This window comes from Pantoea sp. alder81 (assembly GCF_020179835.1).
GTDB lineage: Bacteria > Pseudomonadota > Gammaproteobacteria > Enterobacterales > Enterobacteriaceae > Pantoea.
The window spans coordinates 910759-934682 of record NZ_JAIUDA010000002.1 but is presented as its reverse complement, the minus strand read 5'-3'; the positions used below and the strand labels follow the sequence as shown (position 1 = coordinate 934682).

Annotated in this window: 18 protein-coding genes; 14 read left to right on the top strand and 4 right to left on the bottom strand. The window is 55.6% G+C overall.

Features of this window, described 5'->3' with window-relative positions:
• Positions 1 to 52: 52 nt before the first annotated feature.
• The gene (gene glnB, locus LBW88_RS09240) at positions 53 to 391 is read left to right on the top strand and encodes a nitrogen regulatory protein P-II (RefSeq protein WP_039329891.1); all 339 of its coding nucleotides are present in this window, start codon (positions 53 to 55) and stop codon (positions 389 to 391) included.
• A gap of 49 nt (positions 392 to 440) precedes the next feature.
• Here glnB and hmpA read toward each other — a convergent pair whose 3' ends face one another.
• On the bottom strand, positions 441 to 1625 hold the full coding sequence (gene hmpA / locus LBW88_RS09235; RefSeq protein WP_224930518.1) for an NO-inducible flavohemoprotein: 1185 nt from the start codon (positions 1623 to 1625) through the stop codon (positions 441 to 443).
• A gap of 337 nt (positions 1626 to 1962) precedes the next feature.
• On the opposite strand from hmpA, the gene glyA reads away from it, so the two are divergent.
• Both glyA and LBW88_RS09225 read left to right on the top strand, forming a co-directional pair.
• Complete coding sequence (gene glyA, locus LBW88_RS09230; protein WP_224930521.1) at positions 1963 to 3216, top strand: serine hydroxymethyltransferase; 1254 nt, start codon at positions 1963 to 1965, stop codon at positions 3214 to 3216.
• Between the two features lie 151 nt (positions 3217 to 3367).
• Complete coding sequence (locus tag LBW88_RS09225; protein WP_224930525.1) at positions 3368 to 4504, top strand: 3-phenylpropionate MFS transporter; 1137 nt, start codon at positions 3368 to 3370, stop codon at positions 4502 to 4504.
• On the opposite strand, the gene csiE is transcribed toward LBW88_RS09225, so the two are convergent.
• Positions 4501 to 5769, bottom strand: coding sequence for a stationary phase inducible protein CsiE (csiE, locus tag LBW88_RS09220; RefSeq protein WP_224930528.1), 1269 nt, complete (start codon positions 5767 to 5769; stop codon positions 4501 to 4503). The two genes, LBW88_RS09225 and csiE, sit on opposite strands and share 4 nt — an antisense overlap.
• Positions 5770 to 5925: 156 nt before the next feature.
• Here csiE and LBW88_RS09215 point away from each other — a divergent pair, with 156 nt between their 5' ends.
• Together LBW88_RS09215 and LBW88_RS09210 are read left to right on the top strand one after the other, a co-directional pair.
• A complete protein-coding gene (locus LBW88_RS09215; protein WP_058959151.1) occupies positions 5926 to 6552 on the top strand; it encodes a DUF1007 family protein in 627 nt (208 codons plus the stop codon).
• Positions 6543 to 7526 carry a nickel/cobalt transporter gene (locus LBW88_RS09210; RefSeq protein ID WP_224930531.1) on the top strand — a complete coding sequence of 328 codons (984 nt, stop codon included), beginning with the start codon at positions 6543 to 6545 and terminating at the stop codon, positions 7524 to 7526. Before LBW88_RS09215 ends, LBW88_RS09210 begins: the two co-directional genes overlap by 10 nt.
• Positions 7527 to 7567: 41 nt before the next feature.
• Here LBW88_RS09210 and suhB read toward each other — a convergent pair whose 3' ends face one another.
• Complete coding sequence (gene suhB, locus LBW88_RS09205) at positions 7568 to 8371, bottom strand: inositol-1-monophosphatase (protein ID WP_224930534.1); 804 nt, start codon at positions 8369 to 8371, stop codon at positions 7568 to 7570.
• Positions 8372 to 8492: 121 nt separating this feature from the next.
• On the opposite strand from suhB, the gene trmJ reads away from it, so the two are divergent.
• The 5 genes from trmJ to sseB all read left to right on the top strand — a co-directional run bounded on the left by trmJ (position 8493) and on the right by sseB (position 13455).
• On the top strand, positions 8493 to 9236 hold the full coding sequence (gene trmJ, locus LBW88_RS09200; RefSeq protein WP_224930537.1) for a tRNA (cytosine(32)/uridine(32)-2'-O)-methyltransferase TrmJ: 744 nt from the start codon (positions 8493 to 8495) through the stop codon (positions 9234 to 9236).
• 135 nt (positions 9237 to 9371) lie between these two features.
• Positions 9372 to 9869 (top strand): Fe-S cluster assembly transcriptional regulator IscR, encoded by a 498-nt coding sequence (iscR, locus tag LBW88_RS09195; protein ID WP_224930540.1) that lies wholly within the window; start codon positions 9372 to 9374, stop codon positions 9867 to 9869.
• 89 nt (positions 9870 to 9958) lie between these two features.
• Positions 9959 to 11128, top strand: a complete 1170-nt coding sequence (locus LBW88_RS09190; RefSeq protein WP_224930542.1) for an IscS subfamily cysteine desulfurase — start codon at positions 9959 to 9961, stop codon at positions 11126 to 11128.
• A 62-nt stretch (positions 11129 to 11190) separates the two neighbouring features.
• Positions 11191 to 12477: an aminopeptidase PepB gene (gene pepB / locus LBW88_RS09185; RefSeq protein WP_224930544.1), complete on the top strand. Its 1287-nt coding sequence runs from the start codon at positions 11191 to 11193 to the stop codon at positions 12475 to 12477.
• 210 nt (positions 12478 to 12687) lie between these two features.
• Complete coding sequence (gene sseB / locus LBW88_RS09180; protein ID WP_224930546.1) at positions 12688 to 13455, top strand: enhanced serine sensitivity protein SseB; 768 nt, start codon at positions 12688 to 12690, stop codon at positions 13453 to 13455.
• A 240-nt stretch (positions 13456 to 13695) separates the two neighbouring features.
• On the opposite strand, the gene sseA is transcribed toward sseB, so the two are convergent.
• Positions 13696 to 14538 (bottom strand): 3-mercaptopyruvate sulfurtransferase, encoded by an 843-nt coding sequence (gene sseA, locus LBW88_RS09175; protein ID WP_224930549.1) that lies wholly within the window; start codon positions 14536 to 14538, stop codon positions 13696 to 13698.
• Positions 14539 to 14691: 153 nt separating this feature from the next.
• Between sseA and LBW88_RS09170 the strand changes: the two genes are divergently transcribed.
• The 4 genes from LBW88_RS09170 (at position 14692) to LBW88_RS09155 (ending at position 23861) form a co-directional block, all read left to right on the top strand.
• Entirely contained in the window at positions 14692 to 19578 is a 4887-nt protein-coding gene (locus tag LBW88_RS09170) for an alpha-2-macroglobulin family protein (RefSeq protein WP_224930552.1), read from the top strand.
• A 6-nt stretch (positions 19579 to 19584) separates the two neighbouring features.
• On the top strand, positions 19585 to 21903 hold the full coding sequence (pbpC, locus tag LBW88_RS09165; protein WP_224930555.1) for a peptidoglycan glycosyltransferase PbpC: 2319 nt from the start codon (positions 19585 to 19587) through the stop codon (positions 21901 to 21903).
• Positions 21904 to 22072: 169 nt separating this feature from the next.
• Positions 22073 to 22504, top strand: coding sequence for a nucleoside-diphosphate kinase (gene ndk / locus LBW88_RS09160; protein WP_007884899.1), 432 nt, complete (start codon positions 22073 to 22075; stop codon positions 22502 to 22504).
• 187 nt (positions 22505 to 22691) lie between these two features.
• A complete protein-coding gene (locus LBW88_RS09155; protein ID WP_224930559.1) occupies positions 22692 to 23861 on the top strand; it encodes a bifunctional tRNA (adenosine(37)-C2)-methyltransferase TrmG/ribosomal RNA large subunit methyltransferase RlmN in 1170 nt (389 codons plus the stop codon).
• The last annotated feature ends 63 nt before the right edge of the window (positions 23862 to 23924 follow it).

The window sequence follows — 23924 nt, the reverse complement described above, 5'->3', positions numbered from 1 at the left end:
TTATACTATTTGTTATCCGTCCATCATGGAGGGAGTGAAAAAAGGATCCGTCATGAAAAAGATCGATGCAATTATTAAACCATTCAAACTCGATGATGTGCGCGAAGCTCTGGCCGAAGTGGGCATCACCGGGATGACGGTCAGTGAAGTAAAGGGCTTTGGTCGCCAGAAAGGCCATACTGAGCTGTATCGTGGTGCAGAGTACATGGTCGATTTTCTGCCAAAAGTGAAAATCGAAATGGTGGTAGGTGATGACATCGTCGACACCTGCGTTGAAGCCATTATGAAAACCGCGCAGACCGGTAAAATCGGCGACGGCAAAATCTTTGTGTTCGATGTGGCGCGCGTGGTGCGTATTCGTACCGGTGAAGAGGACGAAGAGGCGATTTGAGCCCCTTCGCTAGCCTGTTTAAAAGCCTGCATTGCGCAGGCTTTTTTGTTTACAGCACTTTGTGTGGGCCAAAGACTTCATAATGGATGCGATCGGCACTGACACCGGCATCCACCAGCTGACGCGCGACAAACTGCATAAATGGCAGCGGTCCGCACAGCCAGAACTGGCGGTCAGCCTGATTCAATTCGCTGGAAATGCCCGCGAGATCCATTAATCCCCGCGCATCATAACGGCCACTGTCCTGGCTTTCAGGCTGGCGATACCAGATATGGCTGGAGAAGTGGGGCAGGCGTGCACCTGTGGCTTGCACTTCATCCGCGAAAGCATGCTGTGCACCACATTCGGCCGCATGCAGCCAGTTAACCGCGCCCGCATACTGCTGCTCGGCCAGGCTGGCTAACATCGCCAGCATCGGGGTTTGACCCACACCCGCAGAAATCAGCGTGATCGGCGCTTTTGCTTCAGTCTGCAGATAGAAATCACCTGCTGGTGCAGCACATTGCACAATATCACCCACCTTCGCATTAGCGTGGAGCCAGCCAGAAACGCTGCCGTGCTCCTCGCGCTTCACCGCAATACGGTAGGATTTCGCGTTAGGTAAATGGGTGAGTGAATACTGGCGATGCTGGATGTTCTCACTATCTTCAGGGCGTAGGCTGATTGCCAGATATTGCCCGGGCAGGAAATCGGCTACGGGCTGACCATCGTTGGGCACCAGTTCAAAGCTTTTGATCACTGAGCTTTCAGTATTGATGGCGCGGATACGGAAGTCACGTGCGCCACGCCAGCCGCCGACTTTCTCTTCCGATTCGCGGTAGATAGCCTCTTCACGCTGGATAAAAACATCGGCCAGCACGCCGTAAGCTTTTCCCCACGCCTGCAAAACGTCATCGCCGGGATTGAGTAGCTCTTCGATGGTCGCCAGCAATGTTTCACCCACCACCGCATATTGCGCCGGCTGAATATTCAGGCTGGTATGTTTCTGCGCAATCTTCTCTACCGCCGGCAGCAGCACCGCCAGATTCTCCAGGTTGCTGCCGTACGCAACAACGGCATTAAACAGCGCCTCACGCTGATTACCGCTGCGCTGATTATTCATATTGAAGACGTTTTTCAGTTCCGGATGTTGCGTTAATAAACGCTGATAGAAATGGCCGGTGAGTTGCGGGCCAAGCTGAGCAATAGCGGGCAGGGATGACTTAACGGTAGCGATAGTTTGCGCATCTAGCATGGTGAATGCCTCACAGTGAATTTAAACATGTATTTTAAATGCATCTTATGATCGTTCACCTGGCCTGTAAATCCCCTGTTTTGCTTGCGGGTTAAGCACTGAAGCTGGAAGCTGGCCCACAAACCTGAAAAATATTCCCCTCCAGCGTGAGCAAATATCGTGATTTACAGGCTTGCAAAAATGCGTAAAAAACCCGTTCCAGCGCCGTGCCAATCGTTTGCGTAAAAAGAGGGGATTGGCGCTACCGTCACCTGTCAAAACCGTTTACACTGTTGGCCTTCGCCCCTTGCCGGGGCTTAAACTGCCGTTAAAAAGTTAGCTAGTCAGGAGATGCCGGATGTTAAAGCGTGATATGAACATTGCCGATTATGATGCCGAGTTGTGGCAGGCTATGGAGCAAGAGAAGGTGCGTCAGGAAGAGCACATTGAACTGATTGCTTCTGAAAACTACACCAGCCCACGCGTAATGCAGGCGCAAGGTTCACAGCTCACCAACAAATATGCTGAAGGGTATCCGGGCAAACGCTACTACGGCGGATGTGAATACGTTGATATCGTTGAGCAGCTGGCGATCGACCGCGCCAAAGAGCTGTTTGGCGCAGATTTTGCCAACGTTCAGCCACACTCTGGTTCTCAGGCTAACTTCGCGGTTTACACTGCGCTGCTGCAGCCGGGCGATACCATCCTCGGTATGAACCTGGCGCACGGTGGTCACCTGACCCACGGTTCTCCAGTGAACCTGTCTGGCAAGCTGTATAACGTCATCCCTTACGGCATCGACGAAACCGGCAAAATCAACTACGACGAACTGGCTGAACTGGCTCAAACGCATAAGCCAAAAATGATCGTGGGTGGTTTCTCCGCTTATTCTGGCGTGTGTGACTGGGCAAAAATGCGCGAAATCGCTGATAGCGTGGGCGCATACCTGTTCGTTGACATGGCGCACGTTGCCGGTCTGATCGCGGCTGATGTGTACCCGAACCCGGTTCCACATGCTCACATCGTCACCTCTACCACCCACAAAACCCTCGCGGGTCCACGTGGCGGTCTGATTCTGGCGAAAAACGGCGACGAAGACCTGTACAAAAAACTGAACTCCGCGGTGTTCCCGGGTGGTCAGGGTGGTCCGTTGATGCACGTGATCGCGGGTAAAGCGGTGGCGTTCAAAGAAGCGATGGAGCCAGAGTTCAAATCTTACCAGCAGCAAGTGGCTAAAAACGCCAAAGCAATGGTTGAGGTTCTGCTGGAGCGTGGCTACAACATCGTTTCAGGCGGTACTTATAACCATCTGTTCCTGATCGATCTGGTGAGCAAAAACCTGACCGGTAAAGAAGCGGATGCTGCGTTGGGCCGTGCCAATATCACCGTTAACAAAAACAGCGTACCAAACGATCCGAAGAGCCCGTTTGTGACCTCAGGTGTTCGTATCGGTACCCCAGCAGTCACCCGTCGTGGCTTCAAAGAAGCAGAAGTTCGCGAACTGGCTGGCTGGATTGCTGACGTGCTGGATAACATCAACGACGAAGCGACCATCGAGCGCACTAAGCAGAAAGTGCTGGATATCTGCGCGCGTCTGCCTGTGTATGCCTGATTTGGCACGCTGATGTGATGAAAGAGGATGGCGCTGGCCATCCTTTTTTTATGCGCGCTATCCGACCTTTTATTTCACTTTTTCCCAAGCGTCTGACAAAGTAGCGGCCCAACGGGCTGCGGGCGCAGCCGACATGCCTGTGGGAGGCAAAATGACCATCGGATCGGCCAGATGGCTGGGACTCAGCTACTTCACCTACTTCTTCTGTTACGGCATCTACTTACCTTTCTGGAGCGTCTGGCTTAAAGGTATTGGCCTGGATGCTGAAAAAATCGGCCTGCTGCTCGGTTGCGGTATGGTGGCGCGATTCGTCGGCAGTTTATTGATCGCTTCGCAGGTCAAAAATCCTTCTCAGCTGATTGTCGCTTTGCGTTTACTGGCATTGATGACGTGCCTGTTTGCTGTCGGATTCTGGTTTGGCGGCCAATGGTTATGGCTGCTTCTGGTGATGGTGGGCTTCAACCTGTTCTTCTCACCGCTTGTGCCGTTGAGCGATGCGCTGGCAGCGACCTGGACACAGCAAATCGGCCTCGCCTATGGCCCGGTGCGTTTGTGGGGATCGCTGGCGTTTGTAATTAGCTCCGCACTAACCGGCATGTTGGTCAGCGCATGGTCATCACAGGCGATTTTGGTCTTACTGAGCATGGGTGTGCTGGTGATGCTGTCTGGCATGATGCTGCCGCCGAAAACGCGTCCGCAGGGCGATGCGCGACAGGGAGCCAGCGGCGGGTGGTCGGCGTGGCGCGAACTGCTGCGTGAGAATGCGGTGTGGCGCTTTATGTTGTGCGTGACATTGATGCAGGGGGCGCACGCGGCCTATTACAGCTTTAGCGCCATCTGGTGGCAGGAGGCGGGTTACTCTGCCACCGTCATTGGTTATCTATGGTCGCTGGGTGTGGTGGCTGAAATCGTGGTCTTTGCTTTCAGCAACCGACTGTTCCGCCGCTGGAGTGCCCGTGATCTGCTGCTGCTTTCGTGTGTCTGTGCGTTAGTGCGCTGGGTGATGCTGGGATCCAGCACCGCGCTGCCGCTGTTAATTGCTGCGCAGATTCTACACTGTGGCAGCTTCACCGTGTGCCATCTGGCGGCAATGCGTTTCATTGCTGCGCGCAAGGGCGCCGAGGTGATTCGGTTGCAATCACTATACTCTGCGCTGGCGATGGGCGGCGGGATTGCGGTGATGACGATGATCAGCGGCGTGCTGTTTACCCATTTACAGGGGCATCTGTTCTGGGTGATGGCACTGGTGGCGCTCCCGGCACTGTTCCTGCGTCCTCGCGCCGCTTAAGCTTCCAGCAATTGACGAATGCGCTGCTGCTGATGATAGCTCAGCGGCAGCTCAGCATGGATCAGCGGCGGTGAAAACAGCGGTAACGACGTGGCGTAAGGTGTGATCACCAGCGCCACGTCACGCGGTGCACCTTCACGCTGAAAGTGCAGCATATCCTGGTAAGTAATGTTGATCGGCAGCAGCGTTATCTCGCGGATTTGCTGCTCCAGCAATTGTTCCATTGCCGCATCCGCGCCGGTCAACAGCAGCACCTGCTTTTCCTGCAGTGCACTCTCCTGCATCAACCAGGCACCAAACAACACCGCGACCAGACTCACTTCCTCTGCGCTGAATTGCGTACCGAAATCACTGCTGAAGTGGTACAGCGCACGTTCGGTGGTGCGCAGCAAACGTGGATAAAGGTGCGCCACATCCAACGCCACACTGTTATCGATGCCAATGGCAAAGTGGCTGCGATCCAGCGCCTGCGCCAGATGAGTGAACAGCTGCAATTTCAGCTGGTGCTGGTTCTTGATCCGCGTCTGCGCCAGCTGTTCAAAACGGGCAATTAACGCTTCCACCGCCAGCATGAGCTTCTGCGATTGATGGTCATCAAGCTGATGCCCATCCGGCGCATGGATCAAACTAAACAGCAGCGTCCAGAAGTCGGTTTCGCTGACGTGCGGTGCCAGATGGCAGCGTTTCTGCCAGTGGTGAATGACATCATCGGCGGCAGCACGCTCGGTTTTCGCTGCCAGCCACGTCCGTTGTTTTTCACTAAACAGTGCATTTTGCCGTTGGCACAGTGCGTATTTCATAAAGATTTGCAGAAACAGGCGATCGCGCGGGGTGAAATTGCGGGCCAGTCGCAGGCTGCAATGTTGAATCAATGCCTGAAGATTGGTTTCATCCCACAGCGCTTTTTCGATATTGAGTACTTTTAGGCGTTGACGCAGCACGGGAGCAAAATGCTCGCAGACGAAATCCTGCGACAGGCGCAGCGCGCGTCGCAGCCAGTGGAGCAGGCAGAGCCGCCTGTCCAGTTCCGTCCCATGTATGCGGAAGCTGCCATCCACCATCTGGTGTAACTCCAGTTGATGGAAGCGCTGTATCTCATCACCGACATCCGCGATATCCTGTCGTGAGACAACAGGATCAACACCATTTAACTGGCAGAGCTTTTCAAGCGTTAGCGCGGGAGCAGGCAGAAACAGTAGCAATAGCAGATGGCAACGACGCTGGGCACGGCTGAAGAGTGGTGCAGATGAAGGTGCAGAACTCATCAATAGTATTATCCGCGGGTCATTTTTGAGCTAAGAATAGCTAACTCCGCGCGGTAACCCTTCACTTTGTCGTGACTTTTGCTCAGAGCTTTTAGGCGGGTCACAGTTTTTCTGGACCAGTATAATCTTCACTTGAGAATTGTTACTTTATAACACATGAAAATTGCACTCATTCCCTTTACGCTGTTGTTCAGCGCTGCAGCCTGGTCACATCCGCACAGCTTTATTGATATGAAAAACGAGTTTGTCAGTGAGAATGATCATCTGACGGGCATGAAGATGGTGTGGACCATGGATGAAATTACCTCAGCCGATCTGCTCTACGATGCTGGAAAAGCGAAACCCGGTGATGTGGTATGGAAAAAGCTGGCGGCGCAGGTGATGGCGAACGTGTTGGGGCAACACTACTTCTCAGAGGTGTGGCAGGACAAAACGCGGGTGAAGTTCCTGAATTTGCCCAAAGAGTACAATTTGTCGCGCAACGGCAACAAAGCGGTGCTGGAGTTTATTGTGCCGTTTGGCGAACCGCAGTCGCTGAGTGCGAAACAGTATCGTATCCAGACCTTCGACCCGAGCTACTTTGTTGATATGTATTACGATAACCCACAGGCATTAACCATGGACGACGGCGTGAAAGCACACTGCCAGATAGACTTGCACACCCCGAAACCGGATGACTCGCTGAAGCAATATGCGTTGTCACTGGATAAAGCCGATGCGCCGCCGGAAGACATGGATCTGGGGCAGCAATTCGCGCAGACGGTGACCCTGACATGTCATTGATTTCTCTGCCTTCTCGTTCACGCCGTTTATGGCCGTTATGGGTTTTGGCGGCGGTGATGCTGGCAATGGGCTTTGCGCTGTGGCAGCACTGGTCGCAAATATTGCTGCAAAGCGTGCTGTGGCAGAAAGTCCTGAATCGCGAGATGACTCAGCACCTGCAGCAAGTGGCAGAGCAGCCTCGGCAGGCGGGCGTGACCTTAATGCTCTTCAGCCTGGCTTATGGTGTGCTGCACGCGCTGGGCCCAGGCCACGGTAAAGTGGTGATCAGCACCTTTCTGGCGACGCATCCCGCGAAGCTAAAAACCAGCATGAAACTGACGCTTCTGGCCGCGCTATTGCAAGGTGGCGTAGCAATTGGTTTGGTAACAGTGATGCTGGTGGTATTACAAACCTCATCGCGGCAAATGCATCTCGGCAGTTACTGGCTGGAGAAGGGCAGTTATCTGCTGGTGATGGCATTGGGCATCTGGGTCGGCTGGCGTGCGCTGCGGACATTATTTCCGCTATTACGTCCCGTGCCGGCGAAGATTCAGATTCACGCCATTCGCCCGCATCACCAGCATGATGAGCACTGCGGATGCGGTCATGCACATCTGCCGAGTGCGGAACAGATGGAACGCGCAGTAAGCGGCAAAACCCAGGCGCTGGTGGTGTTCTCCATGGGCATGCGCCCGTGTTCTGGCGCCATCATGATGCTGCTGTTTTCCAAGGTGATTGGGGTTTATGCGTGGGGCGTTGCCTCTGCGGTGGCGATGGCCATCGGAACCGCGGTGACCGTTTCGGCAATGGGCTTTCTGGTACAGCGGTCGCGGCGCTTAGCTGAAAAGCTGGGTGCGGCAAACGGCGATTCGCAACGCGCGAAAGTCGTGATGTCTGCACTGGCGTTAATGGGCGGGGTGGTGCTGGTGTTAGCAGGGTGGTTACTGTGGCAGAGCGCACAGCCGATGATGAGTAGCGGGTTACGTCCGTTTTAACGGCGTAAAAAAGGCGGATATGATATCCGCCTTTTTCGTGCTTAGCGCTTCAGCGCTTCGCTCAGTTCTTCACGCATAGAAGCCAGCATGGCTTTCACGACGCGTGGGTTACCCGCAACGAGGTTACCGGACAGCATGTAACCATGGTTGCCGGTGAAGTCAGTCACCAGACCGCCCGCTTCACGCACCAGCAGTTCACCGGCAGCGAAATCCCAAGGCTTCAGGCCGATCTCGAAGAAACCGTCTACGCGACCAGCGGCCACGTAAGCCAGATCCAGCGCAGCAGAGCCGGTGCGACGGAAGTCAGCACACTGAGTGAACAGTTTGCCAACGATGTTGATGTAAGGGGTAGCGTGCTGTTTCAGCTTGAACGGGAAGCCGGTTGCCAGGATGGTGCCATCCAGGTCACGCGCGGTGCTGCCACGCAGACGATAACCATTCAGCTGTGCGCCCTGACCGCGTACCGCGGTGAACAGTTCGTTGCGCATTGGATCGTAAACCACAGCCACTTCAGTGCGGCCTTTGATGCGCACAGCGATAGATACAGAGAAGTGTGGTAAACGTTTGATGAAGTTGGTGGTGCCATCCAGCGGATCGATTACCCATTGAATGTCCTGATCATCGCCCGCCAGTTCACCGCTTTCTTCGGTGATGATGGAGTGTTGCGGGTAGGATTTACGAATCACTTCGATAATCAGACGTTCTGCGTCACGGTCAACATTAGTAACGAAGTCGTTGCTGCCTTTCTGGCTGGCTTCGACAGCGTCCGGGGTTTCATAATTCTTGGCAATTAAATTTCCGGCCTTGCGCGCTGCGCGCACGGCGATGTTGAGCATCGGATGCATCGGTATCTCTCGCTGGATGTTAAAGAACGGGGAAAACGGCGCGGAGTATATCAGCGTGTTCAGCAAATGTCCTACTTTTATGTTAGGATGCGCGCCATCATTTTCTTACCTGCTCACTAATATGCTGCATAACATCCGAATCGTACTGGTAGAAACTTCGCACACCGGCAACATGGGTTCCGTGGCCCGTGCCATGAAAACCATGGGCTTAACCAATCTGTATCTGGTCAACCCGCTGGTGAAGCCTGACTCACAAGCCATCTCCCTCGCTGCGGGTGCCAGTGATGTGATCGGCGAAGCGAAGATCGTTGATACGCTGGACGAAGCGATTGCCGGCTGTAGCCTGGTTGTCGGCACCAGCGCACGTTCTCGCTCGTTGCCATGGCCGATGCTGGATTCACGTGAATGCGGTATCAAAAGTGTGGAAGAGGGTCAGCAGGCACCGGTGGCACTGGTGTTTGGTCGCGAACGTGTGGGCCTGACCAACGAAGAGTTGCAGAAATGCCACTATCACGTGGCCATTCAGGCAAACCCGGAATACAGCTCGCTGAACCTGGCGATGGCGGTGCAGATCATCGCTTACGAAGTGCGTATGGCATGGCTGGACGCGCAGGAAAAAGCCAACCCACAACCGCAGGAAGAAGAGTCGCCGTATCCGCTGGTAGACGATCTGGAGCGTTTCTATCAGCACATTGAAAAGATGATGCTGGAGAGCGGCTTTATCCGCGAAGGCACGCCAAGCCAGGTGATGAGCAAACTGCGCCGTCTTTATACCCGCGCGCGCCCGGAACGTGATGAACTCAACATCCTGCGCGGCATGTTGGCATCCTTCCAAAAGCCCAAAGGTGATAAGGGTAATAGTTGACTAAAACAGTTGGTTAAATAGTTGAGTAAATTACTTGGTTAAATAGTTGACCGTTTTACTCAGGAATGGCAGACTGGCGTCAATTCATCAGATAGCCCGCCGATACCCGGACGGACGCTTACGAGGTTGTATGCTATGAGACTGACATCCAAAGGACGTTATGCCGTAACCGCTATGCTGGACGTTGCACTGCACTCGAACGAGGGCCCGGTGCCGCTGGCTGACATTTCTGAGCGTCAGGGCATTTCGCTCTCCTATCTGGAGCAGTTATTCTCACGTCTGCGTAAGCACGGTTTAGTGGCCAGCGTTCGTGGTCCAGGTGGCGGTTATCTGTTAGGTAAAGATTCTGGCGCGATTGCCGTTGGCGCGGTCATTACCGCTGTTGACGAATCCGTTGATGCCACCAAGTGCCAGGGCAAAGAAGGCTGCCAGGGCGGTGAACGCTGCCTGACTCACGTCCTGTGGCGTGACCTGAGCGAACGCATCAGCGAATTCCTCAACAACATCACGCTGGCTGAACTGGTGAACAACCAGGAAATCCTTGATGTGGCAGATCGTCAGAACATGAACGATACTCGCCGCTTCCAGCAGCATCGTATGCAGGAAACCATCAACGTTAATCTGCGTGCTTAATCCGCTCTCCTTCAGCCCTTGCTGTTCACACAGCCGGGGCTGAATCGTGCTATAAAGACGTATGATTTTTTATACGGAGTTTTAGCGCAATGAAATTACCGATCTACCTGGATTACGCAGCGACAACGCCTGCCGATCCGCGTGTTGCCACCAAAATGATGCAGTTCCTGACTTTGGATGGCACCTTCGGTAACCCCGCTTCCCGTTCTCACCGTTTTGGCTGGCAGGCTGAAGAAGCCGTTGATGTGGCGCGCAATCAGATTGCAGAGCTGGTCAATGCCGATCCGCGTGAAATCGTTTTTACTTCCGGTGCCACCGAAGCTGATAACCTCGCCATCAAAGGCGCGGCACAGTTCCATCAGGCGCGCGGCAAACACGTTATTACCAGCCAAACTGAGCACAAAGCGGTGCTGGATAGCTGCCAGCAACTGGAGCGTGAAGGCTTCGACGTCACCTATCTGCAACCCGGCAGCGATGGCATTGTCACGCCTGCGATGCTGGAAGCCGCACTGCGCGACGATACCGTTCTGGTTTCCCTGATGCATGTGAACAACGAAACCGGCGTGATTCAGGATATCGCCGCGTTGGGTGCCTTGTGCCGCGCGCGTGACATCCTGTTCCATGTTGATGCCACCCAAAGCGTCGGCAAATTGCCGATTGATGTCGCGGTACTGCCGGTGGATCTGATGTCGTTTTCAGCGCATAAGATCTACGGTCCAAAAGGCATTGGTGCGCTGTGGGTGCGTCGTAAACCTAAATTACAGATCGACGCGCAGATGCACGGCGGCGGTCATGAACGCGGTATGCGCTCCGGGACCTTGCCAGTACATCAAATCGTGGGTATGGGCGAAGCGTATCGCGTTGCACGTGAAGAGATGAGCAGTGAAATGGCGCGTCTGGCGGCTATGCGCGCTCGTCTGTGGCACGGCATCAGCCAGTTAGAGAATGTGAATATCAACGGTTCGCTTGAGCAGGGCGCACCGAATATCCTCAACCTCAGTTTTGCTCAGGTTGATGGCGAATCGCTGATTATGGCGCTGAAAGATCTGGCGCTTTCGTCCGGTTCCGCCTGTACCTCGGCCAGTCTTGAACCCTCTTATGTATTGCGCGCCATGGGCGTTGAGCAGGAGCTGGCACACAGCTCGCTGCGCTTCTCGCTGGGACGCTTTACTACTGAAGAGGAAATTGACTACGCCATTGATCTGGTCAATAAAGCGGTAAGCCGTTTACGGGCATTAACGCCCGCCACGTCCCGCTAATTCATGCACCCCTTGCGCCGGTTCTGGCGCAAGGTGACACCTAACGCAAACGGAGCCACGCGATGACAACACAACCGATGACAATTACGCTCAGCTCCCAGGCCGCCGATGCGCGCTGGGGTGAAAAAGCACTGCTGAGCAGCACTGAAAGTGGCATGACAATCCACCTGACTGGCGCCGATGCGCTGATGAGCATCCAGCGCGCGGGGCGTAAGCTGGACGGTCAGGGGATCCGCCATGTTGCACTGAGTGGTGAAGAGTGGGATTTGGAGAAGTGCTGGGCATTCTGGCAAGGCTATCGCAGCCCGAAAGGTAAGCGTCAGGTAGAGTGGCCAGCATTAAGCGAAAACGATCAGACTGAATTTGATCGTCGTCTGAAGATCGTTGACTGGGTCCGCGACACTATCAACCTGCCAGCGGAAGATCTGAGTCCGGAGCAGTTGGCGCACAGTGCCATCGATCTGATCAATGAAGTGGGCGGCAATGCCGTCAGCTATCGCATTACCAAAGGCGAAGATCTGCGTGAGCAGGGTTACGCCGGCATTCACACCGTAGGCCGTGGTTCAACCCGCGCGCCGGTGCTGCTGGCGCTCGACTTCAACCCCACCGGCGATGAAAATGCCCCGGTTTACGCTTGTCTGGTTGGCAAAGGCATCACCTTTGACACCGGCGGCTATAGCCTGAAGCAGAGCGGCTTTATGGATTCGATGAAGTCCGACATGGGCGGCGCGGCCACTGTCACTGGCGCCTTAGCGCTGGCGATTTCACGCGGTCTGAACAAACGCGTGAAGCTGTACTTGTGCTGCGCAGACAACATGGTGAGCGGTAACGCGTTCCGTCTCGGCGACATTATCCGTTACCGTAACGGTAAAACCGTGGAAGTGATGAACACCGATGCGGAAGGACGTCTGGTGCTGGCCGATGGCCTGATCGATGCCAGCGAGCAAAATCCTGAGTTGCTGGTTGATGCAGCCACCCTGACCGGTGCAGCGAAAACGGCGTTGGGCAACGATTATCACGCCCTGTTTACCTTTGATGATGTGCTGGCGGAATCACTGCTGGGCAGCGCAACCGGTGAAAATGAAGCCTTCTGGCGTCTGCCGCTAGCGGAGTTCCATCGTAGCCATCTGCCGTCAAACTTTGCCGATCTGAACAACATTGCCAGCCCGGCGCATGCAGCAGGTGCCAGCAGCGCGGCGGCGTTCCTTTCTCACTTTGTGAGCAAGTATCAGCAAGGATGGCTGCACATCGACTGTTCTGCGACCTACCGCAAAAGTGCGGTGGATCAATGGTCAGCTGGTGCCACCGGTCTTGGCGTGCGCACCATCGCCAATCTGTTACTGAAATAAAACCGGTGCGCATGAATGCGCACCCTACGTCAGGTCGCACATAGATGTTCACCTTTCGTCGGATCGCACATTGATGTGTACCCTACGTCAGGTCGCACGTGGATGTGCACCCTTCATTAGTATTGTGTAGGGTCGTCATTGATGGCGACCGAACAGCGCTTAAGCGGCAAACCTCATACATGAGCTTGCCGTTTTTTTGGAACTTGATAAATGAGCAATCGTCTTGAAGAGGTGCTGAAGCTGGCCGCCACTGAGCCTGCGCACCGTCCGGAGTTCTTTCAACTGCTGCTGGAATCTGACATTTGGGTGCCAGGGGAAAGTTCTGCAGAGCAGTTTGATGCCACCTCGCCTGTGGAGTTGCAGCATTGGGAAAAAGAGGGCGGCGGCAGTGTTATCCCGTTCTTCACCTCAGAAGAGGCGATGGCTGAAGCGATCAAAGAGCAGCAGCCTTACCTGCGCCTGCCAGCCCGTACACTGTTCGAAATGACCATGGGTGAGAGCTTGTTCCTCAATCCCAAATTACCGGCGGGTAAAGAGTTTTCGCCAGGTGAAATCGCCCATCTGATCGGTGAAGAGGGCAGTGCGCTCAGTCAGCAAACGGTGCTGGAGGGCGGTCATGCGCTGCTGTTATCAGAAGTGGCTGAGCCACCAGCGCAGATGATTGATTCACTGACGCAGCTGTTTGCCAAGTATAAGCAGGTGCGCCGTGCTTACATCGCCAGCATTCGTGAGAGTGCCATGGAAGAGCCGAATCTGCTGATCGGTATCGAAGCCGATAGCAATATCGATGAGATTATTCAGGCGGCAGGCAGCGTGGCAACCGATACGCTGGCGGATGACGCACCGATTGATATCTGCGAAGTGGTGGTCGATGAGAAAGGCGTCAGCCACTTCTTCACCGCGCATATTACGCCGTTTTATGAGCGTCGCTGGGGGAGTTTCCTGCGCGACTTCAAAGGCAGTCAGCGGATTATCTAAACATCGCTAGTAGCGGTGCAATTTATTGCGCATCTGACAGCCATCGTCCGGCTTAAGATACGCGCGATAAATCGCGCCGCTACGGATCGCACTTATCTGATCGCGCCGCTACAGATCGCACTTATCTGGTAGCGGCGCAATTTGTTGCGCGGTAGTCAAATCATCATTGGCAGGCTCAGAAGTTTGTTCTGCAACCCCCCTTTATTGCCATGCTCAGCAGTTTAAGCGGCTAGCTAAACTTTATTTCTCAATTGGTAAGTCGTCGCGGCTGCCCCATTCGCCCCAGGAGCCGTCATACAGCGTGACGTCACGCACGCCCAGCGACGTCAGCGCCAGAATCACCACCACCGCGGTGACACCCGAACCGCAGCTGGCAATAATCGGCTGATCCAGTTTGATACCGGCTTTCTCAAACAGATCGCGTAACTCTGCTGCCGGCTTCAGTTCGCCGTTCGCCACCAGATTGTTCCACGGCATATTCAGGCTATTCGGGATGTGCCCGCGCAGCAGGCCCGGACGCGGTTCATCCACTTCTGCGTTAAAGCGGTTAGCCGCTCGGGCATCAACGATCTGCGCGCCGCCTTCATGGCTGATCAACAACACATCGGTCAGGCGTTTCACCAGACCCTGATCGTAATGGGCTTCGAACTCGCCTTCCGGCAGATTAACCGGGCCCGATGCCACATCAAATCCTGCCGCTTTCCAGCCCTGCAAACCGCCCGCCAGAATGGACACGTTCACACAGCCAAAGGCGCGGAGCATCCACCATGCGCGTGGCGCGGAGAACAGGTTACCTTCGTCGTACACCACCAGATGCTTATCCTGATTAACACCCAGTTCGCGCATCGCGACGGCAAAAGCTTCCGGGCGCGGCATCATATGCGGGTAAGCGCTGGTGTGATCGGATAAGGCTTCGATGTTGAAAAACGGTGCATCCGGCAAATGCCCCGCCAGATATTCGGCCTGAAGATCGCGAACCGCTTCCTGACCTGGCGGCAACATGCGCGCATCTAAAACCTGCAACGTTTCATCGGTGTAATGCTCTTTTAACCAATCGGCAGAGACAAACAGGGGAGCTGTCATCGCAACAACCTCTTCTCAATCATCGGAAAATGGAAAGAGCCAGTGTCCGGGAATGTGAACGCTATCTCAAGGGTATCGTTGCTAAAGTGAGTAGGTTGATGTGAAATTGCGCAGCACACTATTTTAACCTTTGGGGCTGGTGAGGGACTTACCATGGCAAAACGTGTTAATCGACTGCTGCTCAGCATGCTGATCGGCGGAACACTATTGGGCGGCGCTTTGCTGCCTGCGCAGGCTGAGGATACGCCTGTGGTTCAACATGCAGCGAAAACGATCTCGGTGATCGACCTTTCCGAGCTGCAACTGGATGGCGCATCAGCACTGGTGCTGAGTTTTAACAGCGCGATCGATAGCAAACAGGACCTGAACGCGCGGGTCCATATCAGCGATGAGAAAAGCGGCAAGGTCGATGGCGGTTGGGAACTGGCGCAGAATGGCAAGGCGCTACGCTTCCGCCATCCTGAACCGTCGCGCAAATTAACGGTGACCGTCGATGCTGGCCTCAAGGCCGCCGATGGCAGTACCTTATCCAGTCCATTCAGCCAAACGTTCACCACCCGCGATATCCAGCCGATGGTGGGATTCGCCAGTCGGGGATCACTGCTGCCGCTGCGCCTGACGCAGGGTTTACCGGTGCTGGCACTCAATGTGAACAACATTGATGTCGATTTCTTCCGGGTGAAAAGCGCCGCACTGGCCGATTTTCTCGCCCAGTGGAATTACGGTAATAACCTGTCGTACTGGGAATCACGCGATTTACTGAAAAATGCCGATCTGGTCTATAGCGGACGTTTTGATCTCAATCCGGCACGCAACACCCGTGAAAAGTTGCAGTTACCGCTTGGCGATGTCGACGCACTCAAGCAGCCCGGTGTCTATCTGGCCGTCATGAAACAGGCTGGCACCTATAACTACACGCAGCCAGCGACCTTGTTCACACTCAGTGATATTGGTGTATCGCTGCACAGCTTCCCGGATCAACTGGGACTGTTTACGCAAAGTCTCGCCAATGGCGCACCGCTGGATGACGTCAATGTGCAACTGCTGGATGAGAAAGGCCAACAGCTGGCGAGTGGCACCAGTGACAGCAATGGCCATCTTCGCCTGCCCGCCAATGCCAAAGGCAAGTTGCTGCTGGCAACGCAGAAAGGGCAAACTTCACTGATCGATCTCAATCGCCCAGCACTGGATCTCGCCGAATTCCCGATTGATGGCCCGCAGGGTTATGACAAGCAGTTCTTCTTGTTTGGTCCGCGCGATCTCTATCGCCCCGGAGAAACGGTGATCGTCAACGCGTTACTGCGTGATGCCGATGGCAAGCCGCTGCCGCCACAACCGGTGAAAGCCGAAGTGCTGCAGCCCAATGGTGAAGTCACCCAAACCTTCGTCTGGCAGCCGGAAAACGGTGTGTACCAGCAGCGCTTTGCACTGCCGGCTTCAGCCATGACCGGTGAATGGTCGCTGCGCATCAACAGTGGCGACAACCAGCCGCGTAGCTGGACGTTCCATGTCGAGGATTTTCTCCCGGAACGTATGGCACTGGCATTGAGCAACAGCGAACAGCCGGTGGCTCCGGACGCCTCGGTGACATTTGATGTCGAGGGCCGTTATCTGTATGGCGCACCGGCTGCCGGCAATGAGTTGCAGGGGCAGCTGTTCCTGCGCCCGGCGCGTGAAGCCGTGGCAGCGCTGCCTGGCTATCAGTTCGGCGATGTCACAGAGGAACTGAAACGCAGTCTGGATGAAGTCGATGAGAAGCTGGATGAGAGCGGCAAGCTGCAGCTCAACGTAGAAAGCAGCTGGGCAGAAAGTCATTCACCACTCAATCTCATTCTGCAAGCCAGTCTGCTGGAAACTGGCGGCCGTCCGGTGACACGTCGTGCCACCCAATCGATCTGGCCCGCGCCTGCACTGCCGGGAATTCGTCCGCTGTTTAACAGTGAGTCGGTGTATGACTATCGCACCGATCGTTATCGCGATGAACCGACCGTGCCTGAAAACGGCCTGGCGGAATTTGATGTTGTTTATACCAATCCGCAAGGCGAAAAACTGGCGGCGCAGGATCTGGATGTGCGCCTTATCCATGAACGCCGTGACTACTTCTGGAGCTTCTCAGACAGCGAAGGGTGGCAGTCGCGTTATGACCAGAAGGATCTGCAGGAAGACGAGCAGCGCATCACTATCGCTGCGGGCGGCAGCCAGAAAATCAGCTTCCCGGTGGAGTGGGGCACTTATCGTCTGGAAGTGCATGCGGGCGAGAACATTGTCAGCAGCGTGCGCTTCAATGCGGGCTACTGGTGGCAGGACAATACCGATGGCACCGGTGCGCTCCGTCCCGATCAGGTCAAACTGAAAATCGATAAAAGCGCCTACCAACCGGGTGATACCGCAAAAGTGCAGGTGGAATCCCCGGCTGCCGGTAAAGGCTATCTGATGGTGGAATCCAGCAGCGGCACGCTGTGGTGGCAGCCATTAGAAGTACCTGCAGGTGGCGCGACCATCGATGTGCCGATTAACGAAAGCTGGAAGCGTCACGATCTCTATATCAGCGCAATTGTGGTGCGTGATGGCGATAAAGCCAACGGCACCACACCAAAACGCGCAGTGGGTCTGCTGCATCTGCCGATGGCGACCGAAGCGCGACGTCTCAATCTGGCGATCGATGCGCCCGAAAAAATCCGCCCTGAGCAGACGGTAAAAGTGAAGGTGAAAGCCAGCCGTGAAGGTGGCGAGTTGCCTCAACAGGTTCAGGTCTTGTTGTCAGCAGTAGACAGCGGCGTGTTGAGCATCACTGATTACAAAACGCCAAATCCGTGGGACGCGTTCTTTGGCCGCAAGCGCTATAACGCCGATCAATACGATGTGTACGGTCAGCTCATCGAAGGCGGAGGCAAGCTGGCGGCGCTGCGTTTCGGTGGTGACGGAGATGATGCCGATGCGCTGTCACGCGGCGGTAAGAAGCCGGTCACCGATGTGCAGATCGTCGCGCAACAGCTGCAGCCGGTCACGCTGGATGCTAACGGTGAAGGCACGATCGAGCTTCCGATTCCGGCCTTTAATGGCGAGTTACGCTTGATGGCGCAGGTATGGAGTGCAGACAGCTTCGGCTCGGCAGATCGTAAAATGGTGGTGGCCGCACCACTTATCAGCGAACTGGCGACGCCGCGCTTTATGGCCAGCGGTGACCAGTCGACGCTGGCGCTGGATCTCACCAACCTGACCGATCAGCCGCAGACGTTGAAAGTCGACGTGACCGCTCAGGGACTGATTGCGCTGAACGGCACTGTCATTTCCAGCGTGCAACTGGCGAAGGGCGCGCGCACCACCCTGCAAATCCCGGTTAAAGCCCAGGGTGCCTTCGGTGAAGGTGCGGTGCAGGTCAGGGTCTCTGGCATGACTCTGCCAGGTGAAACTTTGGCGCCCAGCGAGCGTAAATGGACCATCGGCGTACGTCCGGCTTATCCAGCCCAAACCCTGAGTTTCGACAATGTGATGCAAACGGGCCAAAGCTGGCAGGTGGTGGCGAGTGCGTTTAGCGGCCTGCAAAAGGATACGCTGACCGGACAGCTGTCGCTCAGCAATCGACCGCCGCTGAATATTGCCAGCTTTATCAGCCAACTGTATGCCTATCCTTATGGCTGCCTTGAGCAGACCGCCAGCGGCATCTGGCCATCGGTGTTCACCAACAAAGCGCAACTGGATGCGCTGGGTATAAAAACCAGCACCGACGAGGCGCGCCGGGCGTCGATCGCCACCGGTATTGCGCGCCTGGCAGGTATGCAGCGTGGCAATGGCAGTTTTGGCTTGTGGAGCAAAGAGAGTCAGGAGGAGTTCTGGCTGACGGCTTACGTCACTGATTTCCTGCTGCGCGCCAGTGAAGCGGGTTACAGCGTGCCGGAAGGGGTGATCAGTCGCGCCGATGAACGCTTGCTGCGCTATCTGCAGGACCCGGCACAGATCGAAACTAGCTGGAGCAGTGATGCGGATGGCCTGCGTTTCAGTGTGCAAGCATACGCCGGGTTGGTACTGGCGCGTCAGCAGCAGGCACCGCTCGGTGCGTTGCGTGCGCTGTATGAAAAGCGTGAGCAGGCGAAATCAGGCCTGGCGCTGGTGCAACTGGGTGTGGCGCTGAAACTGATGGGCGATCAACAGCGCGCGCAGTTAGCGCTGGCGCAGGGTATCGGGCTGGAGCGCAAGCCCAACAGCTGGCTGGGGGATTACGGTAGCCCGGTACGAGACCGTGCGCTGATTCTTGCGCTGATCACAGAAAACCAGCTGCTGCCCGATATGCAGGGGCCATTACTGATTGATCTGGCGAAAGCGGTGCATGGCCAGCGCTGGTTCTCGACACAGGAAAATAACGCGCTGTTCCTTGCCGCGCGCACCTTGCAACAGCACAAAGGTGAGAACTGGCAAGCCACATTGCAGGGCAGAAGCGAGCCGCTGAGCAGCAATCAGGCACTCAACATGGGTATCAGTGAAGACCAGCTGCGACAGGGCTTGTCAGTGAAAAGCGACAATGCGTCGCCACTTTACGGCACGCTGAATGTGGTGGGTTATCCGCAAACGGCACCGTCGCCCATGAGCAACGTGCTGAAAATCAGCCGTGAGTATTTCACCCTGGACGGTAAGCCTGCAGACCTCACCAACCTGAAAAGTGGCGAATTGCTGGTGGTGCGGTTGAAAGTGGCGGCCAGCGAACGCGTTAGCGATGCGCTGGTGGTGGATTTGCTGCCGGCGGGGCTGGAACTGGAAAACCAGAACCTGAGTGACAGCAGCGCCAGCCTGGGCGACAGCGCCGATGCACTGAAAGAGAGCATGATGGATATGCAACAAGCCAACATCAAACACATTGAGTTCCGTGATGACCGCTTCGTTGCTGCGCTGGCGCTGGATGGTTATACACCGGGCACGTTGCTGTATCTGGCACGCGCGGTGACGCCGGGCAGCTATCGTCTGCCCCCTCCGCAGGTCGAGTCGATGTATGTGCCGGAGTGGCGCGCGATAGGCTCTACGCCAGAAAAACTGAATGTGCGTTAAGCGTTGATGAAAAAGGGTAATGCCTTAAAGCGGTGGCGCTGGCTGCCGCTTTTTTTACTGCTGCTGTTAGCTGGCGTGTGGCTGCTGGATCGACTTGATCCTTTGCCGTTACGGGAAGTGCAGCCCGCGCGGGTGGTGGTCGCTGAAGATGGCACGCCACTGTGGCGCTTTGCCGACAAGCAAGGCGTCTGGCGCTATCCGGTGACGCTGGAGGAGGTTTCGCCTGACTATATTCAGGCGCTGCTCACTTACGAAGATCGTTGGTTCTGGCACCATCCTGGCATCAATCCGATGGCGATTGTGCGTGCCATTGGGCAAAACCTGCTGCATCACGGCATCGTGTCAGGCGGCAGCACGCTAACGATGCAGGTAGCGCGACTGATCGATCCGCAACCGCGTACTTTGAGCGGTAAAATGATTCAGGCCTGGCGCGCGCTGCAACTGGAGTGGCACTTATCCAAGCGCGACATCCTTACGCTCTACCTCAATCGCGCACCCTTTGGCGGCACCGTGGAAGGCATCGGCGCAGCAAGCTGGATGTGGCTCGGTAAACCGCCGTCGCAGCTGACCAAAGGCGAAGCCGCGTTGCTCGCCGTACTGCCGCAGGCACCCAGCCGACTTCGTCCGGATCGCTGGCCACAGCGTGCGGAAGCCGCCCGCAACAAAGTGCTGGATCGGCTGGCAGAGTATCAAGTGTGGTCGGCGCAGGATGTCGCGGATATCAAACAGGAAGCGGTGTGGTTGCCGCCGCGCCAGACCCCGCAAATGGCACCGCTGCTGGCACGCCGCCTGCTGTCGCTTTCTCCCGACAACAAAATTACCTCGACCCTTGATGTGTCACTGCAGCGCGAGCTAGAGAGTCTGGCATCGTCATTAAAAAACCAGCTGCCGCCGCGCACTTCACTGGCGTTGCTGGTGGTGGATCACAGCAATATGAAAGTGCGTGGCTATGTCGGCTCAGTGTCATTCAATGACGACAGCCGTTTTGGTCATGTGGATATGATCTCCAGTGTGCGGTCGCCCGGATCGGTGCTGAAACCCTTTGTTTATGGCATGGCGTTGGATGATGGTCTGATCCACGGTGAATCACTGCTGCAGGATGTGCCACGCCGCTTCGGTGATTATCGCCCCGGCAACTTTGACTCCGGCTTTCACGGCCCGGTGAGTGCCAGCGAGGCGCTGGAACGTTCACTGAATTTACCTGCAGTCCAGCTTCTGGACGCGCTTGGCCCGAAGACGGTGGCGGCGCGTTTGCGCAATGTCGGCCTGAACCTGCGCTTTCCGGCGGGAGCCGAGCCGAATCTGTCGCTGGTTCTTGGCGGTACGGGTGCGCGGCTGGATGATATCGTGACGGCTTATAGCGCTTTTGCTCGTCAGGGAAATGCCGCCCAACTGCGCTGGTTGCCCAATCAGCCATTGCAAGAGCGGCCGCTGCTTTCACCGGGTGCAGCCTGGATTGTGCGACGTATTCTGGCGGGCGAAGCACTGCCATCCGCTGCCATTCCTGATATTGCGCCGCTGGCATGGAAAACTGGCACCAGTTATGGCTATCGCGATGCCTGGACCATCGGCATCACACCGCGCTATTTAATTGGCGTATGGGTTGGCAGGCCGGATGCCACGCCGGTTGCCGGTCAGTTTGGCTTTGCCTCCGCCGTGCCCGTGATGAACCAGGTTAATAACCTGCTGGCGGGGCATATGTCGGTGCGCGGTGCACCACGCGATCCACGTCCGGATTCAGTCAGCGCCATGAGTATTTGCTGGCCTGGAGGCCAACCTTTGCCGCTGGGTGACGAAAACTGCCGCCAGCGTCGTCAGAGCTGGATACTGAACCAAACGGTGCCCCCGACGCTGCTGGCGCCCGGTCAGGAAGGTGTGAATGGTTTACGTCAACGTTATTGGATCAACCCTCAGGGCTTACGCGTGGCGGCAGATTGCCCCAATGCACAGAGCCAGGATCGTCTGATGTGGCCACTACCGCTGGAACCCTGGCTATTGATGGCGGAACGCCGCGAGCAGCGACTGCCGCCAATTGACCCTCATTGCCCGCCATTGAACCAGAACAGCGCGCCACCGCTGCTGATCACTGGCGTGATTAATGGTCAGCGCGTGCAGCCGTTACCGGGTAAGGTGGTATTGATGCTGCCTGTCACGGTTCAGGGTGGGCAGGGTTCGCAGCGCTGGTGGTTTTTGAACGGGCAACCGATTGAACAGAAAGCGGGGCAAAGCAGTGCGGCGTTGGTACTTAGCGAGCCGGGCCAGTATCAACTGGTGGTGATGGATGAGGCGGGTAAACTGGCATCTGTCTCATTTATTCGTGGCTAGATGTTCGCGTATGCCAGATTTTGCGCGTGTTCGCCCCGACAAAAATCAATTATTTTCGATAATTCCACCAATCGGCAATAGGCAACGCCCGATGATGTCCCTATAATCGGCGCGTTTTCTTACCGGGAGCGAACTCCCGGTTTCTTCAGGATGCTAACTAGAGGTCATCATGGCAATCGAACGTACTTTCTCTATCGTTAAACCAAACGCCGTCGCTAAGAACGTGATTGGTGCTATTTACAACCGTTTCGAAAGCGCAGGCTTCAAAATCGTTGGCGCAAAAATGCTGCACCTGACCAAAGAGCAGGCTGAAGGCTTCTACGCTGAGCACAAAGGCCGTCCATTCTTCGATGGTCTGGTTGAGTTCATGACTTCTGGTCCAGTGGTTGTTTCTGTTCTGGAAGGCGAAAATGCCGTTCAGCGTCACCGCGATCTGATGGGTGCAACCAACCCAGACAACGCGCTGGCCGGTACTCTGCGTGCTGACTATGCTGACAGCTTCACTGAGAACGCTACCCACGGTTCTGACTCAGCTGAATCTGCTGCACGCGAAATCGCCTACTTCTTCGCTGAGAACGAAGTCTGCCCACGCACTCGCTAAGTGCGTTGCTGCTGATGCGGATAAACGTCTTTACACCTTTTCAACATTGGTAAAGTCGTTCCCCCTGGCATCATGCAGCAGATGTAGTACAATAATGCGCCCTTGTTGAGCCTTGCTCAGCGAGGGCGTTATTTTTTCCTATTCTTAACCAGAGCCGTAACGTGTAACAACGAGGCCAGAGAACATTATGTCCGAACAGATTGTGACGCCGTCGTCCGCTTCCCCCGTGGTTGTTTCCCCAAAAAAAGAAAAAATTAACCTGCTGGATCTTAACCGTCAGCAGATGCGTGAGTTCTTTCTCGAAATGGGCGAAAAGCCTTTCCGTGCCGATCAGGTCATGAAGTGGATGTACCACTACTGCAGCGATGACTTTGAGCAGATGACTGACATCAATAAAGTGCTGCGTGGCAAATTGATGGAACGCGCTGAAATTCGTGCGCCGGAAGTGGCGGAAGAGATGCGTTCCAGCGATGGCACCATCAAGTGGGCGATCCGCGTGGGCGATCAGCTGGTCGAAACCGTGTACATTCCGGAAGCAGACCGTGCAACGCTATGCGTCTCCTCGCAGGTAGGTTGTGCGCTGGAGTGCAAATTCTGTTCGACCGCGCAGCAAGGTTTTAACCGCAATCTGCGCGTCTCCGAAATCATCGGTCAGGTGTGGCGTGCAGCGAAAATCATCGGTGCAGCGAAAGTCACCGGTCAGCGTCCGATCACCAACGTGGTGATGATGGGCATGGGCGAACCATTGCTTAACCTGAACAACGTGGTGCCAGCGATGGACATCATGCTGGATGACTTCGGTTTTGGCTTATCAAAACGTCGCGTCACGCTGTCAACGTCTGGCGTAGTGCCGGCGCTGGATAAGCTGGGCGACATGATCGACGTGGCTTTGGCGATTTCGCTGCATGCACCAAACGATGCCATCCGTGACGAAATCGTACCGATCAACAAAAAGTACAACATCGAAACTTTCCTCGCGGCGGTTAAACGCTACATCGGTAAGTCCAACGCCAATCAGGGCCGCGTGACCATTGAGTATGTGATGCTGGATCACATCAATGACAGCACCGACAACGCGCATGAGCTGGCTGCACTGCTGAAAGAGACGCCGTGCAAAATCAACCTGATCCCATGGAACCCGTTCCCGGGCGCGCCTTATGGCCGTAGCTCAAACAGCCGTATCGATCGCTTCTCCAAAGTACTGATGGATTATGGGTTTACCACCATCGTGCGTAAAACGCGTGGCGACGATATTGATGCGGCTTGTGGTCAGTTAGCGGGTGATGTTATCGACCGTACCAAGCGTACCTTGCGTAAGAAAATGGCCGGTGAAACCATCTCTGTGAAGGCGCTCTGAAACACGGTGCCAGGTGATACCCACCGGGCGTAAGCCGTGTCAGTCTCTCCTCTCAATGTCATA